We start from the raw sequence: 25988 nt of genomic DNA on the forward strand, positions 1-25988 counted from the left end.
GAGTGCAATACAGACCTAACCTCCAGGCTACAGTGTATATACAAGTCAAATTACCCCCCTTAATCCCCCCTTTCCAAGGGGGGAAACAGGAATCTAGTTCCCTCCCCAATACATACGGGGAGGGTTAGGGTAGGGTAAAACTGACGCGAAAAATCAGATTACGAATTAGAAAATAATCCTAAAGAACAAATAATCTGAGGTTCTCGCTTTTCCAGTTCTTCTGTGACAATACACAAACGGTCATCCATCCGTAGCGCCACAACTAAATCAGCCAACTGCTGATTATTAATACCGCTTCTCAGTTGACGGTTAAGAGTATCAATGGCTGACTGTCGCAAAGGATAACGATAAATCTCATCAATTGCTTTTAAAAGTTCTTCACTGACAAATAGCGTTCCCTTCATTTCTTGAACATAACTTTTCAGTCGTTCATAAGCGCGGAACCTTGCACCTGATGGTCGCCCTAATTGACCCCCTGCATTTTTCTCATCTTCAGCAATCAATTCAGCACCCTTGTTTACTAATTTGTGATGCTGTTTATCTCTGGGTATCGCTGGGGTAGATTCTTCACACGCCGCCACTCGAAGAACTGCTAATTGTGATTGAGTAACGCTATTTCCATCGCGGTCAACATAAATTAAAGAATCATTCCCCTCGGTGGTTTTCATATAAAGCAATACTCCTTCCGGTTGCACAGGTTGGGGAGTATGGGCGCGAGTAGAATAAACTACATTTTCCATTTCCTCAATCGTTTTTTTCAAACCTGGATTACCATCAGTAGCTTTTTTCCAAATTTGAAATGCTTCTGATGTCAAATCAACTTCTGTATCTTCTTCACCATCTAAAATTCCAGATTTTTCATTGTAGAGGTCAAGAATTACCCGTGCATCATCATCTTCAAAAAAAGCTTCATCAGTTCCCACCACTTCCGCATTTTCTTGTAGTCGTTTGCGGAGTCGTTCTCGCAAATTAATAATCCGTTCTACTCCCTCGGCTGGTAAAAAAGAATAGCAGAGAATTTTATCAGCATTTTGTCCGATGCGGTCTACTCTTCCGGCACGTTGAATTAAGCGAATAATTGCCCAAGGTAAATCCCAATTGACGATAATTGCACAGTCTTGCAAGTTATGACCTTCACTCAAAACATCGGTGGCGATTAAAATACGCAACTCATCTGATGATGAAATTTGCTCGCGTTTTCCATTACTCACAGGACTAAATCTTCCCGTCATTAATGTTGGGTCTTTAGATTGACCTGTCACCCCAGCTACATTAGTAATATGACTAGACTGCAAATTATCTTCAAGGTAGCGGACTGTATCGGCAAATTGTGTGAAAATTAGCACTTTATCATTAGGGTGAGTTTTTGTGAGCAGTTTGATTAAAGCAGCAAGTTTTTCATCTTTTTGAGGATTCCACTCGCCACATTGCAGCACATTAATCAGTGCTTTGGCATCCTCTAATAAATCTCGTTTCAGTTTTTTAATATCAAAAAGTGTAGACCGCAGCCATTTAAATCTTCGTTGATATCGAGTTATATATTCTTGGTAAATTGATTCTGCTCTTTGACGAAAAACTTTTTCTGTTTTAGATGCTTTCTCATCCCTGTTATCAAAATAAGTTACTTCTTCTTCCTCTCTCTCCACTTGCAGCAAAGTAGTAGAATCATCATCTTCTGTTTCTGTATCAAACAAAGCTGCTGCTACAGAATCGGTATCTTCATCATTATTACTTGTATCTAATAACTCAGCCTCCTGAGTTCCAATCGGAATATTAAGCCCTTGCTCTAAAGCATATAAATAAATGAAGTTACGTAAAATGTGGCGCTCAATTGATTGAATAAAAGCAACACCACTACTTTCCAAACGTTTAAATAAATTAGTGCGAGAAAAACCCATTAACCTCCTACCACCACGAAATAAGCTATTAATAAAGCGTTGCTCTGTGTCTGTAGGTGGCTGTTTGTGTTTGGTAATAACGTAATTTCCTAGCCCATAACGAGGTAAGTTAAGGTGATTAATAACTTCTACTACCGATTCAGAGTAAAGACGAGCATAAAAGTCTGTGTTAGAAACTTCTAAAGGAAACTTGAGACTACGAGGTAAACGCTGAGGAAAATAAGAACGTCTTCCATCAGCAAATTCTAAATATTTCCGCCCAGTTTCATCTGTTTGGGCATAATTATCTTTAATAAAAGAGCGAGTGCGTCGCACCATGTAACGCTTCATCAATTCTCGCCAGTCATCAGGGTGTTCGCTTTTCTCAAAAGCCGCTAAAGAACGTACAGAACATTGATGTTTTCTAATAAATTCTAATTCTCCTAAAGAACTGCCGCCAAGTTCATTAATTAAAGCTTCCGGTCTTAAGCCTAAATCTTGGTCTTCTGGCACAAATAGCCGCAGTTGGGCGGATAGGTCAAGATAACTTTTATTGTAAGGAGTAGCTGATAATAAAATACATTTACTTTCATTGGCAGCAATATATTCTGTAATTGCTCGATAACGTTTTCCTTCGCGGTTACGTAAATTATGACTTTCATCAATCAATACAACTCGGTAACGGCGGAGTTTTGGTAATTTATTTTGTACTTGACTAATTGGCATAACTTCGGCAAGTAACCGATAGTTATTTACATATTCTTGCCACATTGGTACTAAGTTTTTTGGGCAAATAATCAGTGTTTCTAAAAAGCAATCTTCTTGTAAGATTTTGGCAAGGGCGGTTCCAACTAAAGTTTTGCCCAAACCGACCACATCGCCCACTAATACCCCGCCACGCCTTGTTACATGACGTGCTGCTAGCTGTACGGCGGCTTTTTGGAAATCAAATAAGTTATTAAATTCGCGAGGGATACGAAATTCTGAAAGTCCAGCGATCGCTTCATGGGATAAATGATAAGCTATCTTCAGGTAGATGTAGTAAGGTGGGATTAACTCAACTCTTGCCCAGCTTTGATCGATAATTTCTGCCAATTCTTGGGAAATATCAACACAACCGTAATCTTGCCAGCGATCGCTAAACCACTTTTGCAGTTTATTACAAGCATCGTGGTCTAAAATATCAACATTCAACTCCCCTTGTTTTGCTAATCCGGGAAGGGTTAAATTACTACTACCCAAGAATCCCACTGTTGGAGTATTAGGGTCATGCCGATGCACAAGATATAACTTGGCGTGGAGAGAATGGCGCAAAAACAGTTTAATAATTAGTTTCTGAGTTTTTAGCTGATGACTTAACCGCCGCAACCCCGCTTCATCTTGATTAGTCGGCGCACCAATAGTCAACTGCTGGCGAAATTCTGCCGCCATGCGTTTTTTAAACCGCACAATACTACTGTTGTCAATCCGTCCATCACTACTACTAAGGGAAAATGCCGCATGAACTTCATCACTAGGCAAGCTTTGCATCCCAATTAGCAAACGGCAACAAGCATTTTCACTACCAACATACTGTTCAATCAAATCATCAATTCTTCGCCAACCTCTAAGGTTGAAGTAGCCAACGCAAAAATCTGCCCGATAAGAGATTTTGAGGGTTTCTCGTAAAATCGGTAGCAATTGTAAATTAATGTTGTCAAATATGCGGGGCATTATTTAAAACGTTTAAAAAGAGATCATTTATGTTATATGAGTAAAAAATTTTTCCAGCCAGAAAACCGTGGTTCATTAGTGAACAGTGCGATCGCCACGTACTAGACTTGATATATAGCGCTTCAAAGTTGAGTTCAATATAGACCTAACTCTCAGCCCCTTCCCTTGTAGGGAAAGGGAGTAAGATTCAAAGCCTCTCTTCTTTTTGAAGCGTGTACACAGAAGTCGTGTTACCCCCCTTAATCCCAGCAGGGCTGTTTCGTTCCACAAGGGGAAAAAGTTTGTCAATATCATTAGAGAGAAATCTATGTGCAATTGTGATAGAAGTATGACCATTACAACGGAGTATATTGATAGCGATCGTTATAATCGGCAATTAAAAAAAAAATAGAGCAGTTGTACTGTGATACAACTACTCTAAAAAATACTTAGATAAATATTTACTCTACCTATCTACAGACCCCATAATTACGTCAACACTGCCGAGAATCACCACAATATCTGCAACCTTCATGCCGCGCAGTAAATGTGGAACAATTTGGAGATTGTTGAAATCTGCTGCACGAATCTTCCAACGTGCAGGGAAGACATTATCCTCGCCTACCAAATAAATTCCCAATTCACCTTTGCCACTTTCTACACGGGCATAGATTTCACCCTTGGGCATCTTAAAAGTGGGGGAAACTTTTTTACCAATGAATTGATAATCAAATCCATCCCACTCAGATTTTTTACCTGCGGCTAAACGCTTGGCTTCCAGATTTTCGTAAGGGCCGCCAGGAAGTCCTTTAATTGCTTGGCGAATAATCTTTACAGATTCGCGCATTTCCCGCATCCGCACCACGTAACGGGCAAAGCAATCACCGGCAGTTTCCCACTGTACATCCCAGTCGAAATCGTCGTAACATTCGTAATGGTCAACTTTCCGCAAATCCCATTTCACGCCAGATGCGCGTAACATTGGGCCAGAAAGTCCCCAGTTAATTGCTTCTTCACGGGTGACGGTACCAATACCCTCAATACGTCGCCGGAAGATGGGGTTATCGGTTACTAAACGTTCGTACTCATCAACTTTGGGTATAAAATAGTCGCAAAATTCCAGACATTTATCTACCCAACCGTAAGGTAAATCGGCTGCTACCCCACCAACGCGGAAGTAGTTATTATTGACCATCCGATAACCTGTGGCGGCTTCCCACAAATCATAAATCATCTCCCGTTCCCGGAACTGGTAGAAGAAGGGAGTTTGTGCGCCTACGTCAGCAAGGAAGGGGCCAAACCACAGCAAGTGGTTAGCGATGCGGTTCAACTCCAGCATGATGACGCGGATGTAGCTAGCACGTTTGGGGACAGCGACACCTGCAAGCTTTTCTGGGGCGTTAACAGTGACAGCTTCGTTGAACATTCCCGCAGCGTAATCCCACCGACTAACGTAAGGGACGTACATTACATTAGTGCGGTTCTCAGCAATTTTTTCCATTCCCCGATGTAGGTAGCCGATGACCGGTTCACAGTCAACGACATCCTCACCATCCAGAGTCATGATTAACCGGAGAACCCCGTGCATTGAGGGGTGGTGTGGCCCCATATTTAGCACCATCGGTTCAGTGCGGGTTTCTAGTCTGGTCATAGATTTCGTGTTCTCCCTTTGTGTTCGCGTAACGTGCTGAAGGCAAATTTTGAATTGAACCGCTTAGATGCCAACCAGAATGTTTTAGTTTGTTGCACTTCTTCAACTATTATATGGAAGCTCGATATCCACTTAATTGAGGCATCGGATTTTTTTCACTTCATCGTGCTGTGACAAGGGGACAATGCCCAATACCCAATGCCTAACAATTTATGGGTTTTTACGTAAGCTAGAGAGATATTATGTCAGTTATATTACAGTTTTATGTGGCTGATACATATCTATGACTTTCAATCAAGAGCGTTTTGATAAGCTAATTCAGAAGTTAGAAGTTTTTGCTAATAAACAACCGCATCTTTATAAATTGCACGTTGCTTTTTTGGCTACTTTAGGCTACGCATATATATTTTTGGTTCTAGCTGTAACATTGACTCTGCTGGTAGTTATTATCTTTGGGATACTTAATACTCAGTCAATTTCTAACTTATCTTTGACAGGTCTTCTGTTTTTTATAACGTTAGCATTCGTATTAGTGCGATCGCTTTGGGTTTCTTTTCCCCCACCTACAGGTTTACCATTACAATCCAAGGATGTACCCAATCTCTATTCTTTAATTAACGAAATCTCATCGAAGCTACAAGCTCCACGGTTTCACCACATCCTGCTGACCAACGATTTTAATGCATGGGTTATCCAAATACCACGCTTAGGTTTGCTGGGATGGCAGCAAAATTACTTAATTGTCGGTCTACCACTCATGCTAGCACTGCCGCCCGAACAATTTCGTGCCGTCTTAGCCCATGAACTGGGACATTTATCAGGAAATCACAGCCGCTTTAGTGGTTGGATTTATCGCCAACGCGAAACTTGGTATCGCATTCTTAAAGGACTCCAACAAAGTGGACATGATCTATCATTGTTAATTTTTCAACTGTTTTTGATATGGTACATCCCATTTTTTAATGCCTATTCTTTTGTATTGGCACGGATGGATGAATATGAAGCAGATAGATGTGCTGTTGATTTAACGGGAGAACAAAACACTGCTAAAGCTTTGATAAATTTGGAGGTCAAAGCTAGATTTTTAGAAAGATATTTTTGGTCTAGTATTTATAAACAGGTAGAGACAGAAATTGAACCACCAAAAATGACTTATATGGATATGAGACAGGCTTTAAGCCAAAGACTTAATCAGGAAATTACAAATACTTATTTAATTGAAGCATTAACGGAAAAAACCAATAATACTGATACTCACCCTTGCCTGACAGATAGATTAAAAGCCTTGGGATATATACCCAATATTCAGCAAAAAGCAGCTATATTTTCAGCAATTGAAATTAGTGCAGCCCAAGAGTTGTTAGGAGATAAATTAGAAAAAATGATTGAGTACTTTAGTCAAAATTGGCAAGAAAAAGTAGCAACACCTTGGCGACAAAAATATGCTGAGTATCAAAAATCGATAGATACATTAAAAGATTTAAATAACAAATTGCAAAAACAACAGCTAACCCTAGAAGAAGCTAGTCAGCGAGCACTTTTGACGTTAGAACTTGAGGGTGAAGACGCTGTTATACCTCTATTAAAAGAAATTATTCATCGTGATGCTCACCATGCCTCAGCTAATTATTTATTAGGTCAAATATTTTTAAAAAAACAAGATGCAACTGGAATAGAATACATTGAGAAGGCAATAGAACAAGATTTAAATTTAATCATAAAAGGTTATCAGATAATTTGCTACTTTCTTAAAAACCAAGGTAAAAATAATGAGGCAAAGTCTTATCAACAACGTGCAGAAAATTATAGTAAATTAATTTTAAAAGCGCAGCAAGAGCGCTCTAATTTGAAAAAAGATGATAAATTTGAGCCTCATAATATCTCGGATATAGAGGTAAAGAAGCTTTGTCAGCAGTTATCTCATTATCCGCAGATAATAACTGCTTATTTAGTTAAAAAAAAGCTGCAATTTTTTCCAGAAAAACCACTTTATATTATAGCTGTAAAGCGTGGATTTAGTTTTTGGGAAGGTAGTCGTATTTATGAAAACGATAACTCTAAAATTGCAAGTAGCTTATTAAATAAAAATGAATTACCCGATGATGTATTCATTTTTATTTTAAATAGCCATTTAAATATGGAGAAAAAATTAAAAGTGATACCAAATTCGATAATTTACCAAAAGAAAGGTAAAAAATAGCACTATAGATGCTTAAAACTTAACATTCAAAGCTGATGCTGGGTGTTGAGCTTATGATATTTTCTTTTGTGTCTTAGTGGTTTAAAAACTATTTTTTAGCTAGGAGCCATAAAGACACAAACAAAAGAATACATAATTAAAGTTCATCTGTGGTTTTTTGCCCTAAGTCTCATGAATCGTCAGCTAGCTATCGAAGAACCGATATTTTCTCATCTACCAGTGTTACCGCAGGAAGTAATTGCAGGTCTAGCGGTATCTCCAGGAGGTCATTATCTTGATACAACGGTAGGCGGTGGAGGTCACAGCCGTTTGATTTTAGCAGCTGCGCCAGATGTACAAATAACAGCAATTGACCAAGATGAAGATGCTTTAGCAGCAGCGAGGAAAGAATTAGCTGAGTTTGGCGATCGCGTACAATTTATTTATAGCAATTTTGCTGACTACGAGTTTCCCCCTAACACTTTCGATGGTATTTTAGCCGATTTGGGGGTAAGTTCTTATCATTTAGATCAAGCAGAACGGGGTTTCAGCTTTCGCCAAGCTGCGAATTTAGATATGCGAATGGATCGAGGGCGATCGCTAACTGCTGCTGATATGATTAATAATTGGGATGAAGCAGAATTAGCAGATATTTTCTTTAAGTACGGTGAGGAGAGATTATCGCGGCGCATTGCTAGACGTATTGTAGAACGGCGACCGTTGCACACGACTACAGAATTAGCTGATGCGATCGCTTCTTCAGTACCTCCAAAATACCGTTATGGAAGAATTCACCCCGCTACCCGTGTTTTTCAAGCTCTGCGAATTGTCGTCAACGATGAGTTAAAATCGCTAGAAACCTTTTTGGATAAAGCACCAAATGCCCTTGTCCCTGGCGGTAGAATTGCGATTATCAGTTTTCACAGTTTAGAAGACCGTCTGGTGAAGCATGGTTTAAGAAATTCACCTTTAGTAAAGGTATTGACAAAAAAACCGATTATTGCTCAAGAAGAGGAAATTAGTAAGAATCCGCGATCGCGATCGGCCAAACTGAGGATAGCCCAAAAGCTGCTTTAACTGCAATGCAGCGTTAAACTGCTTCATCTCGTGGCTCAGAACTACTGCGAATACGCTCAATGAACTGAGGATAATTTTCTAAATCCTGTTCTGACTGTAACGGTGGCATTTCAATCCAATTACCTTCGAGATGTAGCTTATCCACATAAGCATAGAAGGCTTCTTGATTTTCCCGATGAGCAAAAACGTAATCATGTAACTCTTTGTGACTCATTGCATGAAAATTAGGCTTGCTCATCCTATATATCTCCATTTACCACTAGGGTATATCTCTATGATATTTTCCTCACCTGCCAAGAAGAATAAATTTTTTGTCCGTTCATCCATACGAACGATATTAATAGGCAAGTAAAGTTTAGTAAACCAACAGCACAATATATAGCACTGTGTTTTTTGTTCTAGTGTAGGAATAATCTAAACTCCTTAACATTTATTAAAGTTACTGCTAAAAAGAAATTCTCACATCTGACTTTTCCCGTTAAGTGGTGGAAAAGCGAAATAGCAAGGGTTTGACACTGTATTTTATTTTCAATAAATTAGTTTTAATGACAATTGTTTACGAGAGAATAAGACTTTTGGATAGAGGTATAGTAAGCGTTGGCGCAGCCCGTCGTAGACATCGCTTTCTCAAGGAGATAAAAGAAAAAGTTAAAATAAATGAAGCAAAACTAGGTAATTGTAAATTAGTAATTGGTAATTGGGATTAATTCTCTATTTGTTACCGATTTTGCTCTAAAACTTTTGACTCTAATAGTATTCTAAAATGACGAATAGTTTTTTTTTGCTACAGTTATTGAGGAAATATTCCATGACTATTTGGGTAAATGAGCAAATTGATCCGTCTGGGATGATTCATGCCTGCATTGCCACATGTAATGAATCTCAAGCTAAAGATTGTCATGATTCTTTTGAGAATAATTTGACCGAGAGGCAAAAGGCAGCAGGTTGGGTAGCGCGATTGCGGACAGTCGATTCTTGGGATGAAGTGCCGGTGAATTCTTTAAAACTCAATTAATTGGGTGCGATAGAAATTAGGCTGTATAGCTGAAGTATCTCTTGGCAGACATAATTACTTTCGTTATTTTCTGCTTACTCCAACCTGCTTTGCTTTTTTGGGATTTCGATCGAAAATATTTCATCTGCTTAGGCGTAGCCCGCCATAGGCATCGCTTGTCTACCACAGGCTGCATCTGTGCCAATGCCTACAGGGATCGCCGCAAATTCCATAAGAACAGATTAATAAAGCATAAAATTCGGATTAAAATTCTCAAATTATTAGTAACTGCTTCTAAAAAAAAGTAACATATTATAGGAAAATGATGATTTTTCTTAAATTTTAAGAGGTATCATCTATACCGTAGATTAAATTAAAAAACTTGTATAAGCCGAATCAATTTAGTGAACTATCCCAAAGTTTACACTTCGGAGCAAGCCTGTCCCATTAATTTAGTTGGCGAAACAGGACAAGCGGTTCAAATTTCAATTCATGCTCCCAGTCAATATATCTGTGCCAACTGCGAACGGATATTACCAGATTGGAAACGCCAGCCATTTTTACGAGTAGTGATTGTATTACAGCAATCGCGTTATCAATTAGTCGAAAAAACAGCAGAAGTAGAGTTAGAGAAAGAACGCTTACGAGAAAAGTTTATGAGATTTGGCTGTGATTTAGCATTTAATCTGCGCGATCGCGGCTATTTAACTGACCTGATTGACCCTCGTACAGGCTATCCTTTACTCTCCCATCCCGGAGCAATTCCTCACGATGACACAGCAGTTGTCAAAGCCTTGCTCAACTACCCAGTGATTAAAAATCAATGCCGTGTGTTAGTTCATCCCGATTGGGGTGCAGCAGTTTATCCTGGGATTTTGATATCAGAAGCTCCCCCAATTGCGATCGAATGGGTTACAAAAGGCATAGCATCCATGCATGGGTGGAAAGAAATTAATCATTAGTCATTGGTCATTGGTCATTAATCAGTGGATATGTAAAGACGTATATCAGCACTTGTATCTCCAAACAAATTCTTCCAAAAAGCTAGGATAGTCAATTTTATAGGACTTACGCACACTCTACGATTCTTCTCTACAAGACGCTACGCGTTAGCAAAAGCATATTGCAGATCAGGCGGTTCGATAAATTAAGCCTTCCTTATGGCCCAGAAAACACAGCTTGTTCTACATCATTCCGACTAAGAGAATACTTGAATGAGCGTTGGATATCTTGTCCATTTTCCCCAGATTGAACATATCGCACTACAATTTGCTCAACATCGAGCCATAATTCAGCTTGCCAATTAGGTCGCTGTACACGCCAGCAATGTCTTTGTATTTCGTCTTGTTGACAGCCTTGATCTTTTAGCCACTGCTCAATTTGTGGCAGGGGATGATTATATAGGGGAGTATCAGCAGGAAGAAGAGCCATAGGAATTTTAGATTTTGGATTTTGGACTTCGTTGTGAGTACGACCTGACTGAGCGCTCGTCGAACGTCTCAGTCGAATGATTTTGGATCGGGGAATTGTTTAATTTTTAATTATCAGATAGGTAATTAGTTGCGACATATAGGTAATCTGCTGTTGTACAGATGCGGCTGATTGCAGTTTATGGGTTTGGAAAGCAGCCTCGCCACGAGTTAAGCCAATGGCAACTGCTAATAACAGACAACCTACAAATGTTAACACCAGCATAAATAAAGCAAATATTTCGCCAGATGATAAGGGGCGATCGCTCGCATCAAGGTAAGCTGATTTTGACCAGTTATATGAACGCGAGACGGGATGATTTAAATCAGGGGGTGGTTGAATCACTCCAAAGCGGGAATAGCCAATTTTTAAATCGTAGCTTAACCGCCGTTCTGGATGGCTAAGGGTGGCGTAGGCTTCGTTGATTTGCTGAAATTTGGGAGTGGCGATCGCAGTCGGCAAGTCTGTAGTATCAGGATGATAAAGTTTGCTCAGTTGCCGATAAGCGCGACGAATGTCAATTACCGATGCCCAGGGATGCAGTCCTAGCAGGGAGTAATAAGTTGGTTCGCTGCTTTGTGGCATTGCCCCGTTTTGATTCACATCTGTTTGAGTCACCTTGCAATCAAGTTTTTTCTAGTATTGTTAACCTCTGCCCATTCCACAGAGGAAAAAATGGCTGATGAGATTCTGGCATCATGCCCAAACCTTTTATAGGTGAGGACTTGAATGGTTGTATTTATATACTGTACAATAGTATTTAGAGGGGCAAACGTCGGCTTCATGCCGTGTGTTCGAGTAGTAATTCTACTTAGACCTAGCCCCTTTTAGCTTTTCAAGAGTTAATGGATTGCGATCGCCATACCACTCTCCATAAGGTTTGTTGCGATTATCGTCCAAGTCCATAATCAGTCTATATTTCTTAGCAAGGGGCATAAAAAACTGGTCATCGTCGCGTTCATAGCATCGCTGTACAGCCCACAGGTAATAGTCGATGACTTGTAAACCAGCAACCTCAGATGGATAAGTAGGCTCAATGATAATCGAACTATTTGAGCTAATTTTCCATTGAGACTGAAAGTTTTTCTGAGCTTGGTTGATGGCTTGTTCTAGTGCTTCTTCGCGTACTGCCTTTGATGTCAGTCATGGATTAATACACTACTTCATCCCTAACGTATTAAATCAGCACGGGGTTTAAAGGTTTCAATTTGCCGTAACTTTTCGTAAAGTTCCCGTTCTTCTTGACTAATATTTTTCGGTGTAACTATTTGAATTTCTACCAATTGATCGCCACGTTTACCGTCATCGTTAGGATAACCTTTATTGCCCAGTCGAAATTTTTGACCAGACCTAACTCCAGGAGGGGTGGTCATTTTCACTGGTCCATCAAGAGTAGGTGCTTCTACCTGTCCTCCTAAAACTGCCTCGCTGGGAGTAACAGGTACTTGGCAGACGATATTTAAACCTTCTAGCTTAAATAATCGATGAGGTTCAACGGTAATTTTTAAGTATAGATCGCCACCACCAACGCCTTGGTTCCGCAAACGGATGGTTTGACCTGTTACCATCCCTGGTGGCATATTAACTTCTAGCGATCGCCCATCTTCCAAACGAATGCGTTCATTACCACCTTGATAAGCTTTTTCTAGTGGAAGCGTTAATCTAGCTTCTATATCCCGACGGGTAGTCCGAGGTGGGGGGTTAACTGTATAGGCAACTTTTGTTCTAGGAGAACGAAACGGATCGCTATTATTGCTATTAGTAGAATTACTTGCCGCACTCTTATTTTTGACACCGATAACTTGATTAATAAAGCTTTCAAAATCGGAGAATTGGCTGGGATCTACGTCTTGATTGCCATTGCGATCGCTAGCGCTACTCTGCCAAGTTTTAGCCTTTGGTGTCTTCGGGTTACCCGCAAAACCTTTTTGCTTCCAGTAGCGGCTAAACTGGTCGTACTGCGATCGCTTGGCTGGATCGGAAAGAACTTCATAAGCCTCGCCGATATCTTTAAATTTTTCCTCAGATTCTTTGTTACCCGGATTGAGATCGGGGTGATATTGCCTTGCTAACCGCCGATAAACCTTTTTAATTTCCTCAGCAGAGGCATCTTTAGATACTCCTAAAATCTCGTAGTAATCGCGAAAGTTTGGCAAATTTTGCATAGTTCAGTTATTTAAATTTTAGATTTTAGATTAATTGAAGAGTTAGGGGTTGAAAGATTTAATTTTTAACTTCTACTCTTAACTCTGATCAGAAGTACTAATCGGGTAGACATAAATTAAACGTAAAATGCCAACCAGTGAAATCATTTCCCCGAGCAGCTTTTACCTTCTCCCTTCTGCCTTCTACTTACAACCAATCATTGTCTTCTTCATCATCCCAGTTATCTTGGTAACTGGGGCGGGATTTACGTGGAGGACGGCTTTCATAAGAGGAAGAACGATTATCGCGGTTATAATCTCTGCTATAGTCTTTACTGTATGAGTCGCGTTCTCGATATGTATCTCTGGGATATTCGCGTTCTCGTTCCTTATCACCACCAGTAAAGATGTCACGGATAGTACCAAATAAATCGTCGTCTTCATCTTCAGCATAAGACTGGCGGACTTCCCGATTTAGCTCATAGAGAGCATCTTGCAAGTCGGCGTAGGCTTGATCGATACCGCGATCGCTATTTTCTTGAAGACTTTCTCGTAGTTGTCGGCTAATATTATCAATTCTTTGGCGGCGGCTGCGGGCAAACTGCATACCAAATTCCAGCGCGACTTCTCTAAGTTGTCGTTCTGCTTGGAAAATCAACGCCTCAGAACGAGTCCGCTTTTCTATCCTCTCTTTACGTTCGCGATCAACATCGGCATATTTTTGAGCATCTTGAATCATCCGATTCACTTCCGACTCGTTCAAGGTAGAAGCGCCTTGAATGGTAATACTCTGCTCTCGCCCAGTGGTTCTATCTAGGGCTGTTACCTGTAAAATACCATTAGCATCAATATCAAATGATACCTGAACCTGGGGAATTCCTCGTGGTGCTGGTGGGATACCATACAGCTTGAACCGTCCTAAAGACTTGTTGCTTGCTGCCATTTCCCGTTCACCCTGAACTACGTGAATTTCCACAGTATTCTGGTTATTTTCAGACGTGGAAAAAATGTCAGAACGACGTACTGGGATGGTGGTATTGCGGGGAATAAGTTTTTTCATCACGCCGCCGATGGTTTCCAATCCCAAAGATAAGGGTGTGACATCTAAAAGCAGCACATCTTTGAGTTCGCCAGCGAGAATGCCTGCTTGAATTGCTGCACCCACTCCCACTACTTCATCGGGGTTGACGTTTTCATTGGGTTCTGTACCAATCAAGTCCCGCACAAGCTGCTTCACCATTGGCATTCGTGTAGAACCGCCAACTAGCACAACTTCTTCAATGTTTCTAGGTGAGAGTCCGGCATCTTTGAGGGCCCGTTTAACAGGTATCCGCAATCGCCCTACCAAATCACTACACAAACCTTCAAACTGGGAACGAGTTAGACGAGTTTCCAGATGTTTAGGGCCATCTTCTGTGGCGGTGATGAAGGGTAAGTTAATATCAGTAACGCTGACAGCAGAAAGTTCTCTTTTGACTTTTTCTGCTGCTTCCATCAAACGTTGTAAGGCTTGGCGATCGCGTCTTAAGTCTACCTCTTCTGTTTCCAGAAATTGCTCTGCTAGCCAATCTACAATTTTTTTGTCAAAGTCGTTCCCACCAAGTTGCGTATCTCCACTGGTAGCTTTGACTTCAAATATGCCATCGCCAACTTCCAGAATCGATACGTCAAAGGTGCCGCCACCCAAGTCAAATACTAAAATAGTTTCCGTCTCACCCCGATCAAATCCATAAGCTAAAGATGCAGCAGTTGGTTCATTGAGAATCCGCAGCACCTCTAAACCAGCAATTCTGCCAGCATCGCGGGTTGCCTGCCGCTGAGAATCGTTAAAATAAGCCGGTACTGTAATCACTGCCCCTGTCACTGGTTCACCCAAATAGCGACTAGCATCGTCTGCCAATTTCTTCAGCACCATTGCCGAAATTTCTTCTGGGGCGAAATCCTTATTGAGACGGGGACAGGCAACTTTAATATTACCTACTTCGTCTTTGCGGATGGTGTAGGGTACACGCTTGGAATCTGGACTAAGTTCGCCATATTTGCGCCCAATGAAGCGTTTAACTGCAAAAAAGGTATTTTGGGGATTGAGGACGGTTTGTCGCCGTGCCATTTCTCCAACCACCCTTTCACCTTCTTTACTGAAGCCAACTACGGAGGGGGTTATTCGCTCTCCTTCTGCATTGGCAATCACCACCGGCTTGCCACCCTCCATAACGGCGACTACTGAGTTGGTTGTACCCAAGTCGATGCCGACTACCTTGCCCATGCGTTACTCTTCTCCTAAAGTGTCTTATATATTTATTATGATTGGGCGGAACTACCTCTAGCTTTGTGCTACAAGATAAAAACACCTCAATGTATAATACTCAAATACTCATCATTAAGGCAGTAAGCTAACAAGTGCAGCTAGGGGAGATAGTTGCAAGACTAGGATAGCATTGAGATGGTTGGTGTGCCCAAGCAGCCTCAATTCTTGTTATCCGCCTACTTCTGTTTACGGTATCTGCAAAAAATTGGTAAATTCACCTTAGTAATACTTGCTCTGCTTTTTTGAGTGCCTGAAAATTCTCATATTATTGCTACTATTTTAAAGATTTGAATTTAACAGAGCGATTACAAACTTCCCTGAGTGAGATAGCGCGAGAACGCGATCCTTACATGGCAACAGCTGGGCATTTTTTTGTCCAAGAATACATCCGCCAGCAATTTTCCCAATGGGGGAGTGTGGAAATCCACACCTTTGAAGTCAGAGGTAAAGCTTGTAATAACTTGATATTAAATTTACCCGCCCAAGGGAGAGGGCAAAAAAAGGATTTACTACCAATTTTAATTGGTGCTCATTATGATGGCGTTCCGGGAACACCAGCGGCAGATGATAATGCTACAGGTGTGGCGGTGTTGCTAGAATTGGCGAGAAAGTTTGCTACTGAACCTGGCAGATATCCCTTAAGGCTGGTTGCTTTCGATATGGAAGAATACGGTTTACTGGGTAGTGCTGATTATGCAGCCTTTTTGCATCAACAAAAGCAACAGCTACGCTTAATGATCTCCTTAGAAATGCTGGGCTATAAGGATTCTACACCTGGTTCCCAAAGTTACCCCGCTCCTCTGGAACGTTTCTACCCAAATACAGGTGATTTTATTGCTTTAATTGGTAATTTGCGGACATTGCCTGACTTAATTGGGATGAGCCGTAATATTCGCAAAGCTGGCGTATCTAGTCAATGGCTACCTGTGCCGAATCGAGGTTTAATAGTTCCCCAAACTAGACTTAGCGATCATGCACCTTTCTGGGATTTGGGTTATCCAGCAATGATGGTGACAGATACGGCATTCTTGCGAAATCCACATTATCACAAAGCTAGTGATGTGATCGCTACTTTGGATTTAGATTTTCTTACTTGTGTATGTGAAGGTTTAGAAATGGCGATTCGGCGGTTATGAAAAGATATGAGGAGAGGTTCATAGTTTGCCAAACAAGACTTAGCGATCGCACCTCTTTTTTAGATGTGATTTATCTGCCATTATGGGTATAAATACAGTATGTTTGCGGAATATATATACTAAGCATAAACCGAGTAAATCGCCACTGAGATTTATTTTTCTTATTCTCACCTTTTTTCAATTGCTTATACTATCTTGCTGATGCGATCGCGTATTGGGAGTCAAAGTAATTAAATCATCAATATTACGCTTCATTGTCTGGCAAATTGCATCTAATGGTAAATCATTAGCGTCATAACCAAAGGGGTTTTCTATCTCTAAGCCAATAGCCTCAATGCCAAACACAGTAAATCCAACCAAAGCAGAAATTAAACCTGTCCACCAACCGAGTTGTTCTACTATTTGAAATGGTAATAGAAAGCAATATAGTATCAGTAATTGCTTCAAATGAATAGCATAAGCAAGTGGCATAGGCGTTTTTAAAATACGTTCGCAAGCACCTAAATTATCCACAAGATTATTCAATAATTCTTGCATAGATGTTAGTTGATAGCTATTAAGGCAATTACGATTATACTGCTCCTGTAAATAATCTCCTATCCAAAAGGCAACCTCTATGGGAGGATTATTCATAATCTTCAGTTTTATATACTTAGTAGATGGCATTAAATCTTCTAACTCGCTATTGACAGCTTCTCCTCGCAAATGTAATTTAGTTGTTACAGCAAAAGCTGCCAATAAATTTAATGCTGTAATTTTCTTGTTTTTATCTTCTGGTGAAATTTCATCAACTGATACCCAAATTTGCCGCGCTAGATTTCGGACATTATTTACTATAGATCCCCAGCATTTTCTCCCTTCCCAAAATCGCTCATAAGCAGTATTTGTACGAAAGACAAGTAACAAGCCTAAAACAATACTAGGAATAACACTTCCTAAAATAGGTTGGGATACAGGTTTTTCAAAATGGTGAAGCAGAGAAATTAAAAATCCGAAAGTTCCACACCATAAAATATGTTTGAAAATTGCTTTCGTCACTGAACCTTTAGGTTGTAGTGCTGTGCGTAACCATTTGATTTTTTCGGCTATCATGTAGTCACCCTAATAAAATATTTATTTAACCGATACATTCAGTATTTATTAGCTTAAAAATTATTATAAAAATAGCATAATTAGTAAATAGATACTCCAAAAAATATTCTTGCTAAGAACATAATAGACTGGCGACAAGGTATTGTATTATAGCTTTTGTTATACAATATTAACTCTGGTTAAATCCTTATTATTAGAACTGACACGGAGAGTTTTTTGATCGTCAATTAGATGGACATTATATAAAAGCCAAAAGTGATACTTAAGCAGCAATTGTAAATAAATGTAAAGATTTTTCTGTGGCTGCATAAACTCTACATTTCATCCTGATAAATCTATGGAAGAAAAGGTATATTCCTATCGATAATGTTCATACAGCATTAGTCGGTATCATGTACCTTAGTAAATCAAAAGGTTCTAGCCTGTAAAAATCCTGCCCTGTACATTAAACATCTAGACATAACTTATTGGGTTATGTCTTTTTTGTTGTCGTTAGTCTCGAAACGTTGAATTTCAATCAAATAACCATCAGGATCGCGGAAAAAACAATGATAAATGTTGTATTTTTTATTTAGTGTCGGTGGCTTTTCAAATTCGACGCCACGTTTTTTGAGATATTCAAACCATTCATCCACCTGCTGTGTTACTAGAGTAAAAATAATATTTGATTGCTTATCGCTTGGAGGAACCGATGTTTCGCTTGCTTGACACAATCCTAAGTATCCAGAACCACTAACAGTATAAATTCGGCAGGTTCCTTGGTCAAGCCATAACTCCAAGCCTAGCTTTTGTTCGTAGAATTCTGTAGATACATTGAGGTTATGGGTAGAAAAGAAGGTAACTTGTTGGTCGATTTGCGGATGAGTAGACATAAAACACATTTGAGTATATACCCTAACGACATCGAGCGATCGCAGATGTAAAAATTGATTGATGTTAGAAACCTGTTACTGCTCCAGAATACCTTAAGTGTATCTGGAGTTTTTTTTGAAAAAAGCTATAAAAATTTTTCCAATCATTGTGATTTGGCAAAACATGGCTAAATAAGGATGCATACTGAATTATCTATTTTTAACACGGGCATCACTTATTGATGTACCTCTCTTGCCAAACAACTCTCGCAAAACAGCTTCAGTTTACCTGGGGCTGTTTTGCGTTATTTTTAACAGAGAAAGATTGTAAACGAGAATCCTCAGACACTTTTATCTACATTTGAGTGTATACCCGGATGACGTAGGATTTTCTCAAGGTGAAAATTTGGTATAGGTAAATGCGTATCTTTCCTGGCTCCAGATTTGTCACAAACATTTCTGGAGTTTTTTGATTACTGAAGTTTGAAATTAGCAATTTAGTCTAGTTTTCGGTGCGAAACTAAATTTCCAAAAAATAAGGATACGGATTTAAGATGTTTCCAGGAACTAAAACCAAGGTTTTTAGGCTTTATAGAATGAGCCTTCTGAGTTTCGCACCGGGAACTAGTCTAGACTCTAGTGAATATTTTATTTTGATAGAGTATGAAATTTTATAGAAAGTGATTCGCAAAATATGAAGTAAATTAGAAGCGCGATCGCACCTATCTTTATTTATTCGACTCAGAATAAAATAGTTAAGCGATCGCACTTTCATTTTTAACTAGATCAAAGTGCAATCGCACTAAATATAAATGTTTATTTCGTTGTATATGTCACAAAAATATCCTTTTTCATTTCAACTTCTGCTGGAGCATCTGGATTATAAGCTGGTGATAATAAAAAACTAGCAAATGATGGCAAAGTAACTCCAGTTTTAGAATTACACGAGGGATAAAATAATGTGTAAAATGGCTCGGCGACAGAAGGAGTACTAAGTTTAACTTCCATTGCAGTTGCTAAAGCCTGAGCGCGGCTTTGAGCATCTTTCATCGCTGATTGATAAACTGAATTCTGCAAAGCCTGACAGTCATTAACTGCGTAATCAACGCCCACATTCTTAATAGAAAGGTTTTCAAGCTGGCTTATGGACTTATTTGCTGTAGCAACAATTTCCTGGACGCGATCGCGCGTTGGTTTTTCTAGTCTCACTAATATCTTGGCGTTACTTTCACTGGAATTAGGATTAATTTGCACTTGAATTTTATCAGCCCTAATGCCTTTAGCAACTAAGCTATTAACTATAGGTTGAAGAGTTGCTTTAGTTAGGGATTTTTTGCTTGGTAAAGATTCTGCTGCTGTTTTGTAATTAAAAAGTAGAGTCGGTGAGGATATGGGGCGGGTTTCGGGTAGAGATGATGGTTGCGTTTGTAACTTATCATTGCTACCTCCACTACTGAATATCAATTCAATATCCGCTGTATCTGCTGGCACTCTCACCACGCCTTGACCGATTACCATTAATGAATGGCGATCGCTTGCTGGTGGGTAAAATAATTGGGCGTTAGTGACTTTGGGTGTTAATGTCCCTATCCCAATAGTCACAGTAATATTTACCAGTATTAAAGCAGTTATTTTTTTCATATCCTGGGAATGTCCTTTGAACTTAGTAATTGTCAAAGTTTACACCTCAAGAGGAATATACTGAACCCTTTATCCAAATAATTGACTAAAAAAGATACTGGTGATTAGGAATTGGAAATTAGGGACTGGGAAGAATTATTCTAATCCTCATCCCTAATTCTACTTATAGTGTTAACCATCAAAGAAGGGTTGGGGTTTGACAAAAAATATTGAGCCAATCCCACGTCTTTTATACTGACTTTAGTTGTGAGATTAGCTCAATATTTTAGGACTTACGTAAAAAACCTCTCAACCCCTCATTACTCCGTGTCCTCTGTGTACTCTGTGGTTCGTTTTGAGTAATTGACATCACTTTTTAGACTTGAGGCAAAATTTGCTATTTCATCTAAAAAACTTATTTGTTGCACTTTGATTTAGTCAGTCATAAAAATGGCGACTCACTATAGTGCAAAATCAGTCTAGCGACAGATGAAATGATTGTGTAAAAACGTTGAAAAAATTCACATTATCGAAAGAGAGATGATGCAACTAATTGTTAATTTCATCAGCCGTAGCTAATCCAGAAAGCATCGCGCCTTCAACAAGATTGCCGCCACACCAATCACCACAGCGAACTAAAAGTAAGAGAGTTTCAGCAGACAAAAAAGCTTCGTGCCAAGGACGGCTAGGAAAGGCATAACGCCAACGATGTACTTGCATCCATTCGGGAGGGGAGTATTTAACCAAGGAAGGGACAGAGATTCAGCTGTTCGTTGCAACATATATTGTCCGGCTGGTTGTAAATCCTGTGATTCGAGATGACGTTGGGCAAATTAGCGCTACTTTGCACCACAAAATGTTGTTGTTGAGGGTTAGGACGCTTGCTACTGTTCAAACCAATTCATGTTAAATCAGCATCATCTACAAAAGTTAGGGCTTTCCATTGAGGGAGAGGTTGAAATGTAGAAGGATATCCAGCGATGTCTGACGACAAGCCGCTTTGCGTCTACGCATTAATTGAAGGATAAAATTTTACAGAACGCAAGTTGTCAAGAAAGACTGCATCCAATACACTTATCACCCAAAGGTTCCAATAACATCACAGCTTGGGGTGCGGGAATAACGATGACTATAGCTTGTGCAGTTAATTCTTCATTGCTAGATTCGAGAGTCAAACGCCAGCTATTTTCGGGAGTTGGGGTAATAGCGATGACACGCTGATTCAGTAATATTTCTAAATCTGGGGCGAGGGATTTAACGATGTCTGACGACAAGCGGCTTTGCCTCTACGCACTCATTCCTTTAGGCGCAACATAACGTCCACCACTACCACCGAATATCCAGCTTGACTTAACTGCTGGGCACAGACTAAATCGGCAATTCCGGCACCAATTACTGCAATATCAGTCATGAGTCAATAGTCCCTTGTTAATCATTGGTCATTAGTTATTGGTTATTATCAAAGGACAAAATTACTACTAATGACTGCTGAAAGCTAATAGTAGAATAAGGTACAGAAAGCTGCACGGAAGGGAGGAAGGGAAATTGGATGAAATGAGGGCGGCGCTAGAGTTAGCGACCGAAGAAGAATTGCAAGACTTAACGGCAATTCTATTTAGTCGTAAGTTCAATCCCTTAGACTATGTACACACACCCGAACCCATCGAAGTACAAAGCCGAGACCGCAAGGCTTGGTTAGACGCACTAGAGGGTCGCTTTCGTTTTTTGGCGGCAGATGGGATGACGGTATTACGGGGACGGACAGACCAGGTAACTTACCGACAAGCGTTAGTTCAAGTATGTAAGTATCTAAAAATTCCCTATTCTCATCAGCTGGCAACTATTGATTTAGAAGCAGAAGTATTTTTACATCTGCTAGGACAGGTGTGGAAAAAATTGCCGGAACAGGAAAAGCAAAAATTGACTATACAGGTGCAGCGTCAGCTGCTGAAATCAGAACTAAAACAACCCCTACCACTTTTATTGCAACGCGATCCCTTGGGATTACTTTTTAAAGGCGGTAGTGCGCTAGCGGTTACTTCTCTTCTTCAGCCACTTGTACTTAAGCAAATTGCCCGTCAATTTGCCATCCACTTTGCTACTTATCAAGTAGCCAAACAAGCGGTAATTACAGGCTCAGAAGCAGCTGCAACCCAATTTCAAAGTTATGTAGCGATGCAAATGGCGCAACGGGGTATGACAGTGAGTGTAGCTCGTTATGGGGCAGCCCGCGCGATGTTTGCCGCGATCGGCCCAGTGATGTGGACTTGGTTTTTTGCAGATTTAGGCTGGAGAGCGATCGCCACTAACTATGGTCGGATTATCCCTACTATCTTCACCTTAGCTCAAATTCGCCTCACCCGTGAGGAATATTGGGAGCCAGCTTGAACAAAGTTTTTAACTATTTCAAATCTCGTTGGCAATCTTCTTTGAACTACTCTCTATGGGCACTGTTAATCTTCCCATTGAGTCCTTTAATAGGGGCGGTGACTATAAGTCTTGTATCATTAATAACTTTAGTGCAACAATACCCCAAGATTAGCCGTCGCCCCCTCAACTGGGGATTTGCCCTTTTGAGTGTATTGCTGATCGTGACTGTTGGGTTTGCCCAAGACAAGACAGCAGCTTTCCTCGGCTTATTTAATTTATTACCATTCTTTATAGTTTTTGCTGGTCATAGCGCTCTGATTCAAACATTTGCCCAATTGCGACAAATGGCTTGGATTGTGGTAATCGGTTCCATGCCAGTAGCAATTATGGGCTTGGGACAATTATTTTTAGGCTGGAGTTTGAACTTAGAGATTTTGTGGATTGTGTTGAATTGGACGATGCCACCAGGAGGAAATCCACCAGGTCGCATAGCCTCACTCTTCTTTCACGCTAATACCTTCGCAGCTTATCTAACGATAGTTTTCATCCTGGGCTTAGGGTTGTGGCTCGAACAATGGCGATTGAGGAAGGTGGAACCCCTGAAGGGGATAAGGGGTAATGGGTATCGACGATTGAGTATTGGCAAGAATTCAGTCCCCTTTGTCTTTTTAACCGTGGCGGTGATTACAAATTTCATTACCTTGATTTTCACCAACTCACGCAATGGATGGGCAATCGCTATTTTTGCCTGTTTAGCTTATGCACTCTACCAAGGTTGGCGCATTCTTGTAGGTAGCGTTGTGGCGATCATCTCTAGTGTGCTTTTGGCAGCTTTTGCTCCCTCATCAGTAGCTCAAATTTTTCGCTTGGTAGTTCCTGCATTCTTTTGGGCAAGGTTAAATGACGATATGTATCCAGATAGACCAGTCGCTTTAATGCGAAAAACTCAGTGGGAATTTGCCTGGTCTTTAGCTCAACAACATCCTTGGACTGGCTGGGGATTACGTAGTTTTAGTGCACTTTATAGAGCAAAGATGCAGATTCCCTTGGGTCATCCCCATAACTTGTTTTTGATGTTATCTGCTGAAACTGGTTTTCCCAGTACTTTTTTATTTTGTGGCTTACTCGCTTGGATTTTGATTACAGGTGTCCAATTACTGCAAAAGTCAAAATATTTAAATACAGGGGACAGATTGATATTTTTCAGTTATCTTCTAGCTTTTGTTGGGTGGATTTTATTAAATACAGTAGATGTAACCGTCTTCGATTTGCGTTTGAATGCCCTTTCATGGCTAATTTTGGCTGCCATTTCTGGAATAGTACATCGTTATCACGAAAAAGACAGGCTTGCATCTCATCAACTTTAGCTATTAGTTTTTTCAGTGTATGCACTGGGGACATTGAGAGTTTTAAGTTAATAAGATTGTTATATTCACGTCTGTGAGTGTGACTAATACCTAATTAGTCACTGTTGCTGATTGTTGGGAAGGTGTAGGGACATCCCTTTGGGGTTTTCCTGCATGACGGGCATCTCTTGTAGATGCCCTTTTGTATATTTATTATTTTTCTTTAGTTAAACACAATTTAAAAACTTATTTAAATTGACTGAATATCATAAATATTTTTAGCTTTCATCAAGGAATATAAAACATAGTGACTGAAATTAAAGTAGGTCTTTGTAACCCGCCAGAACCTATTTATTTATATGTCAAAAGTGGCGAATTAAGTGGTGAATCTTATTTATGGTATCAGTATGATATCAATAATAAAATAACTATTCCTGTGCAACAGACAGAATTGACTGGGTATATATCAGAACTTAAATTAACGACAAAAGAATTTAGAGAAAGGGATAACATTAAATTAGATATTGTTGTTAGAGCCGATGAAATTTATATTATTAGGACTGGGATAGAAACGAACTTTGCTAAAACTTTTCTTTTGGCTGCATCACTAGTTCAGGATTTTTCCAAGCCCCTGATTATCGCTGCAATTGCTGGCAAAGAGAATGTGGTTTTTTGTCGAATTTACGACGCGGCGACTAAAATCAGGATTCTGTCTAAATGGAACAAAGATGCTGATTGGACGGCAATTATTAATAATGTTCAAACGAAGTTGCAGACATCTCAAAATTACCATATTGTTTCTAGTGAGCCAATACTATTTTAGAAAAACTGGGGAGACTGGGAAAGTCGGTTAAGCAATTTCTTTCCCAACTTTATTCGCTAAAACCTAACAAAATTAAATTACTCACTAACGGAATAATGATGTGTTTTTTAGCTATGGCTCTAAGCCTTGGCTACGTTTTTCTTGGATGATTTGTTGTAGATCATCTACTGAATTAAGACGTTTGCCATTAGACTGAACATGTAACACTAGGGCATGAATTGCTTCTGTATCGCCACGATTTTGTAAGATATAATCTCGCAATTGCTTGCGTGTCATTTATTTAAAGTTAGGCTTATTCATAATCAACCTCTCCTTCTGGATTAATCACTACAACTGTCTCTTCACCTGCTATTATTACGATGTTATCTGTTCGTTCATCTAAGCTAACTAGGTAAACCGGGAGATATATTCGCGTTAGCTAAGTCAAGACTCTGTATAACTGTTTCAATTGTTCTGAGGTTGGCTCCATTCACCGCTAAACTTAGGCTATACACAAGTTGAAACTTTATTATGATCGATAACCTTTATGATATAGTACTAATTCTTTGTGAAACTGCACAAAATTAGGCTTGGTGATACAAGAAGCTTGAGCAAGTTATTCTATCTATGCAACTTCACAGGTAATCGATGTAAGCTCTCGGTAAAATGGGTGTGTCGGTAACGAAAAAAAGACGCCTCCATAAACAACCTTATGCTCACAACAGCTAACTTTCTTCAGTACACCCAATGGTCAGGTATAGCTACATTGATATTTGCTGCCTTGACATTTTTGGCTTTTATTCTCAAATGGGGCATCCGCTTTCGGCTGGTGGGTACGACTGGCTTTATGCTGGTGGTGACTGCTGGTTTATTTGCACTCTCAATAGTCCCCTTGAGTCGGACTGTGATTCCCGGAGCAGTCCGGTACACTCTAGTTTATGACAATGGGTCAACACAAGCGGTGATTGCTACATCACCCCAAATTACACCTACACAATTAGAAGCAACTTTACGTCAAGCAGCTAGTAATCTATTTTCTTATGGTCGCTCAGGTACGCGAGAAGATGACAAGTTGACAGTTCGCGCCCGTACCATCATCCACCAGGAAACAGGGATTTCTGTCCCAGTTTACTTGGGTGAGGTCAAGCGATCGCTCGTTTCTCATCAAAATTCCCCGGTAACAGTCAAAATTTACACAGACAATTTCGCCAAATTGCCAAAACCCAATGCTTAAGAGGCAGGGAGCAAGGAGCAGGGGGAGCAGAGGAGACAAGGGGGACAAGGAGGAATTATTGAAAATCTCTCCCTTCTTTCTTGTCTCCTTTGTCTCTTCCCCATGCCCTATGCCCCCTGCTCAGAGAAAAAAAGTAATTTACCTG

26 protein-coding genes are annotated in these 25988 nt (G+C 40.0%); 9 read left to right on the forward strand and 17 right to left on the reverse strand.

The window, feature by feature from the left end; translation table 11 throughout:
* Positions 1-158 precede the first annotated feature (158 nt).
* Complete coding sequence (locus V7K56_RS03235) at positions 159-3590, reverse strand: helicase-related protein (protein WP_334907554.1); 3432 nt, start codon at positions 3588-3590, stop codon at positions 159-161.
* Between the two features lie 445 nt (positions 3591-4035).
* The gene (locus V7K56_RS03240; RefSeq protein WP_334907555.1) at positions 4036-5220 is read right to left on the reverse strand and encodes an NAD(P)H-quinone oxidoreductase subunit H; all 1185 of its coding nucleotides are present in this window, start codon (positions 5218-5220) and stop codon (positions 4036-4038) included.
* Between the two features lie 283 nt (positions 5221-5503).
* Here V7K56_RS03240 and V7K56_RS03245 point away from each other — a divergent pair, with 283 nt between their 5' ends.
* A complete protein-coding gene (locus V7K56_RS03245; protein ID WP_334907557.1) occupies positions 5504-7420 on the forward strand; it encodes a M48 family metalloprotease in 1917 nt (638 codons plus the stop codon).
* A gap of 171 nt (positions 7421-7591) precedes the next feature.
* Entirely contained in the window at positions 7592-8476 is an 885-nt protein-coding gene (gene rsmH, locus V7K56_RS03250) for a 16S rRNA (cytosine(1402)-N(4))-methyltransferase RsmH (RefSeq protein ID WP_334907559.1), read from the forward strand.
* A 13-nt stretch (positions 8477-8489) separates the two neighbouring features.
* Here rsmH and V7K56_RS03255 read toward each other — a convergent pair whose 3' ends face one another.
* Positions 8490-8714 (reverse strand): DUF6887 family protein, encoded by a 225-nt coding sequence (locus V7K56_RS03255; RefSeq protein WP_334907561.1) that lies wholly within the window; start codon positions 8712-8714, stop codon positions 8490-8492.
* The gene (locus V7K56_RS36895; protein ID WP_442939906.1) at positions 8711-8890 is read right to left on the reverse strand and encodes a DUF6888 family protein; all 180 of its coding nucleotides are present in this window, start codon (positions 8888-8890) and stop codon (positions 8711-8713) included. Before V7K56_RS36895 ends, V7K56_RS03255 begins: the two co-directional genes overlap by 4 nt.
* A gap of 394 nt (positions 8891-9284) precedes the next feature.
* On the opposite strand from V7K56_RS36895, the gene V7K56_RS03260 reads away from it, so the two are divergent.
* Together V7K56_RS03260 and V7K56_RS03265 are read left to right on the forward strand one after the other, a co-directional pair.
* The gene (locus V7K56_RS03260) at positions 9285-9491 is read left to right on the forward strand and encodes a glycogen debranching protein (protein WP_104909440.1); all 207 of its coding nucleotides are present in this window, start codon (positions 9285-9287) and stop codon (positions 9489-9491) included.
* 383 nt (positions 9492-9874) lie between these two features.
* On the forward strand, positions 9875-10432 hold the full coding sequence (locus V7K56_RS03265; protein ID WP_334907563.1) for a methylmalonic aciduria and homocystinuria type D protein: 558 nt from the start codon (positions 9875-9877) through the stop codon (positions 10430-10432).
* Between the two features lie 196 nt (positions 10433-10628).
* On the opposite strand, the gene V7K56_RS03270 is transcribed toward V7K56_RS03265, so the two are convergent.
* The 5 genes from V7K56_RS03270 to dnaK all read right to left on the reverse strand — a co-directional run bounded on the left by V7K56_RS03270 (position 10629) and on the right by dnaK (position 15350).
* Positions 10629-10901, reverse strand: a complete 273-nt coding sequence (locus V7K56_RS03270) for a DUF3143 domain-containing protein (protein ID WP_334907565.1) — start codon at positions 10899-10901, stop codon at positions 10629-10631.
* A gap of 99 nt (positions 10902-11000) precedes the next feature.
* Positions 11001-11525, reverse strand: a complete 525-nt coding sequence (locus V7K56_RS03275; RefSeq protein WP_334907712.1) for a J domain-containing protein — start codon at positions 11523-11525, stop codon at positions 11001-11003.
* Between the two features lie 222 nt (positions 11526-11747).
* The gene (locus tag V7K56_RS03280) at positions 11748-11876 is read right to left on the reverse strand and encodes a hypothetical protein (RefSeq protein ID WP_334907567.1); all 129 of its coding nucleotides are present in this window, start codon (positions 11874-11876) and stop codon (positions 11748-11750) included.
* 233 nt (positions 11877-12109) lie between these two features.
* Positions 12110-13105, reverse strand: coding sequence for a DnaJ C-terminal domain-containing protein (locus tag V7K56_RS03285; protein ID WP_334907569.1), 996 nt, complete (start codon positions 13103-13105; stop codon positions 12110-12112).
* Between the two features lie 187 nt (positions 13106-13292).
* Complete coding sequence (gene dnaK, locus V7K56_RS03290) at positions 13293-15350, reverse strand: molecular chaperone DnaK (protein ID WP_334907571.1); 2058 nt, start codon at positions 15348-15350, stop codon at positions 13293-13295.
* Positions 15351-15679: 329 nt separating this feature from the next.
* Between dnaK and V7K56_RS03295 the strand changes: the two genes are divergently transcribed.
* Entirely contained in the window at positions 15680-16528 is an 849-nt protein-coding gene (locus V7K56_RS03295) for a M28 family peptidase (protein ID WP_334907573.1), read from the forward strand.
* Positions 16529-16705: 177 nt separating this feature from the next.
* Here the strand turns inward: V7K56_RS03295 and V7K56_RS03300 are convergent, their stop codons facing one another.
* The 6 genes from V7K56_RS03300 to V7K56_RS36910 all read right to left on the reverse strand — a co-directional run bounded on the left by V7K56_RS03300 (position 16706) and on the right by V7K56_RS36910 (position 21502).
* Complete coding sequence (locus V7K56_RS03300; protein WP_334907575.1) at positions 16706-17620, reverse strand: bestrophin family protein; 915 nt, start codon at positions 17618-17620, stop codon at positions 16706-16708.
* A gap of 464 nt (positions 17621-18084) precedes the next feature.
* On the reverse strand, positions 18085-18492 hold the full coding sequence (locus tag V7K56_RS03305; RefSeq protein ID WP_334907577.1) for a VOC family protein: 408 nt from the start codon (positions 18490-18492) through the stop codon (positions 18085-18087).
* A gap of 795 nt (positions 18493-19287) precedes the next feature.
* Positions 19288-20112, reverse strand: coding sequence for an SIMPL domain-containing protein (locus V7K56_RS03310; RefSeq protein ID WP_334907579.1), 825 nt, complete (start codon positions 20110-20112; stop codon positions 19288-19290).
* Positions 20113-20640: 528 nt separating this feature from the next.
* Positions 20641-20838 (reverse strand): hypothetical protein, encoded by a 198-nt coding sequence (locus tag V7K56_RS36900; RefSeq protein WP_442939903.1) that lies wholly within the window; start codon positions 20836-20838, stop codon positions 20641-20643.
* A gap of 302 nt (positions 20839-21140) precedes the next feature.
* Positions 21141-21365 (reverse strand): hypothetical protein, encoded by a 225-nt coding sequence (locus tag V7K56_RS36905; protein ID WP_442939904.1) that lies wholly within the window; start codon positions 21363-21365, stop codon positions 21141-21143.
* Positions 21366-21385: 20 nt separating this feature from the next.
* A complete protein-coding gene (locus V7K56_RS36910) occupies positions 21386-21502 on the reverse strand; it encodes an NAD(P)-binding protein (protein WP_442939905.1) in 117 nt (38 codons plus the stop codon).
* Between the two features lie 134 nt (positions 21503-21636).
* Here V7K56_RS36910 and V7K56_RS03320 point away from each other — a divergent pair, with 134 nt between their 5' ends.
* The 3 genes from V7K56_RS03320 (at position 21637) to V7K56_RS03330 (ending at position 24630) form a co-directional block, all read left to right on the forward strand.
* The gene (locus V7K56_RS03320; protein WP_334907581.1) at positions 21637-22479 is read left to right on the forward strand and encodes a hypothetical protein; all 843 of its coding nucleotides are present in this window, start codon (positions 21637-21639) and stop codon (positions 22477-22479) included.
* A complete protein-coding gene (locus V7K56_RS03325) occupies positions 22461-23828 on the forward strand; it encodes an O-antigen ligase family protein (RefSeq protein WP_442939907.1) in 1368 nt (455 codons plus the stop codon). The genes V7K56_RS03320 and V7K56_RS03325 overlap by 19 nt, the downstream gene beginning before the upstream one ends.
* A 286-nt stretch (positions 23829-24114) precedes the next feature.
* Positions 24115-24630: a hypothetical protein gene (locus V7K56_RS03330; protein ID WP_334907585.1), complete on the forward strand. Its 516-nt coding sequence runs from the start codon at positions 24115-24117 to the stop codon at positions 24628-24630.
* A gap of 111 nt (positions 24631-24741) precedes the next feature.
* On the opposite strand, the gene V7K56_RS03335 is transcribed toward V7K56_RS03330, so the two are convergent.
* Positions 24742-24906, reverse strand: coding sequence for a DUF6887 family protein (locus V7K56_RS03335; protein WP_334907587.1), 165 nt, complete (start codon positions 24904-24906; stop codon positions 24742-24744).
* 16 nt (positions 24907-24922) lie between these two features.
* Positions 24923-25039 carry a DUF6888 family protein gene (locus tag V7K56_RS36915; RefSeq protein WP_442939908.1) on the reverse strand — a complete coding sequence of 39 codons (117 nt, stop codon included), beginning with the start codon at positions 25037-25039 and terminating at the stop codon, positions 24923-24925.
* Between the two features lie 282 nt (positions 25040-25321).
* On the opposite strand from V7K56_RS36915, the gene V7K56_RS03340 reads away from it, so the two are divergent.
* A complete protein-coding gene (locus tag V7K56_RS03340; RefSeq protein ID WP_334907589.1) occupies positions 25322-25843 on the forward strand; it encodes a Ycf51 family protein in 522 nt (173 codons plus the stop codon).
* The last annotated feature ends 145 nt before the right edge of the window (positions 25844-25988 follow it).

Origin of the sequence: Nostoc sp. (genome assembly GCF_036917535.1) — a bacterium.
Classification (GTDB): domain Bacteria; phylum Cyanobacteriota; class Cyanobacteriia; order Cyanobacteriales; family Nostocaceae; genus Nostoc.